Annotated in this window: 3 protein-coding genes; all 3 read right to left on the reverse strand. The window is 63.4% G+C overall.

Annotated features, from left to right (window positions below; genetic code table 11):
• Positions 1-247 (reverse strand): heavy-metal-associated domain-containing protein (locus ABD298_RS13265; RefSeq protein WP_344300182.1); only part of this gene is annotated, 247 nt, incomplete at its 3' end.
• A gap of 3 nt (positions 248-250) precedes the next feature.
• Positions 251-481 carry a heavy-metal-associated domain-containing protein gene (locus ABD298_RS13270; RefSeq protein WP_344300183.1) on the reverse strand — a complete coding sequence of 77 codons (231 nt, stop codon included), beginning with the start codon at positions 479-481 and terminating at the stop codon, positions 251-253.
• 109 nt (positions 482-590) lie between these two features.
• Positions 591-923 carry a metal-sensitive transcriptional regulator gene (locus ABD298_RS13275; RefSeq protein ID WP_344300184.1) on the reverse strand — a complete coding sequence of 111 codons (333 nt, stop codon included), beginning with the start codon at positions 921-923 and terminating at the stop codon, positions 591-593.
• Positions 924-1,361 lie beyond the last annotated feature (438 nt).

A 1,361-nucleotide genomic window follows, 5' to 3' on the forward strand; every position in this document is an offset into this window, starting at 1 on the left:
TGCCGAGGCCCTTGAGCCGGGCCGTGTACCCGGCGGACTCGACGGTGGTGAGCAGCTGTTCGTCGGTCACGCCGGCGGGCACTTCGACCCGGGCGGACTCGAGGGGCAGGTTCACCGAGGCGTGGACGCCCTCGATCTTGCCCAGCTTCCGCTCGATCCGGTTGACGCATGACGCGCAGGTCATGCCCTCGATGTCGAGCTCGACGATCCGTGGGGCCGCTGGTGTGGATTCCAGGAAGGTACCCATCGGCTACGCGTCGTTGGCGACGACCAGGTAGCCCGCCTCGGCGACGGCCTCGCTGATGGCCTCGTGCTTGATCTTGCGGTTCGAGTCGATCGTCACCTCTGACACGCCACCGGCCTTGAGGTCGACGGAGACGCTCTCGACGCCGTCGATCGCCTCGAGCTCCTCGGTGACCGAGCTGACGCAGTGGCCGCAGGTCATGCCGTCGACGTGCACGGTGGTGGTGAAGTGGGTCATCGCGATGCTCCTTGGCTGGGGAAGGTCTGGCTGAAGGGGTGTCTGGCCTGTTCCCGCCGCGAGGCGGGACAGGGGAATGAACGTGTCTGAGCCGGTGCAGCAGCCGGAGCTACCGCAGCAGTCGTCCGATGGCATCGGAGGCCTCCTTCACCTTGGCGTCGATCTCGCCGGCGCGCTTGGCCGGGTCCGGTTCATTGGCAGCGCCCACCACGCAGTGGCCGATGTGCTCTTCGACCAGGCCGAGGCTCACCGCGTGCAGGGCCTTCGTGACCGCTGACATCTGGGTCAGAATGTCGATGCAGTACTTGTCCTCCTCGACCATCCGGGCAATTCCGCGCACTTGGCCCTCAATCCTCTTGAGGCGCCGCAGGTAGGCCTCTTTGTTGGAGGAGTACCCGTACGGCGGTCCTCCATGCGTCTCGGTGTCCACGACGTGCTCCATGCCGTCAAAGCTATACCCCGGAGGGGTATGCGTCAAGTACCCCACCGGGGTATCTCCTCGTGACCCCCGAGGCCCGCGTGTAACGAAGGGCACACGCGGCGGATTTGGAGGAGGGCCGTCGTGGCCGGTAATGTTTTCTGAGTCGCCGGGGCGGCCGAGAGAACATCGAGGCAGTCCAGAGCGGCAAATCCCCTTCGAGAATGGCCCGGATGGCCGCTGATTGAGCGCGCCTCCGGAACCCTGATCGCTCGCAGTCGTGAAGCAGTTTCCAAGAAAAGCGGAATTTGCAGAGCGGGTGCGAAGAAGGTAAGATTGAATCTCGTTGCCGCGAGGAGATAAACCGGAAGAAAATCCGGTGGATGCACTTGCGGGGCCTGTTGTTTGAGAACTCAATAGTGTGCCAAGTTCGTTGATGCCATTTTTTTGATGGTGTTGATT

The sequence above is a fragment of the Sinomonas flava genome, from assembly GCF_039531875.1.
Lineage (GTDB): Bacteria > Actinomycetota > Actinomycetes > Actinomycetales > Micrococcaceae > Sinomonas > Sinomonas flava.

Bases quoted from the DNA above. Each gene is read 5' to 3' on its own strand.
- ABD298_RS13270 (WP_344300183.1), bottom strand. From the start codon at position 481: ATGACCCACTTCACCACCACCGTGCACGTCGACGGCATGACCTGCGGC.
- ABD298_RS13275 (WP_344300184.1), bottom strand. From the start codon at position 923: ATGGAGCACGTCGTGGACACCGAGACGCATGGAGGACCGCCGTACGGG.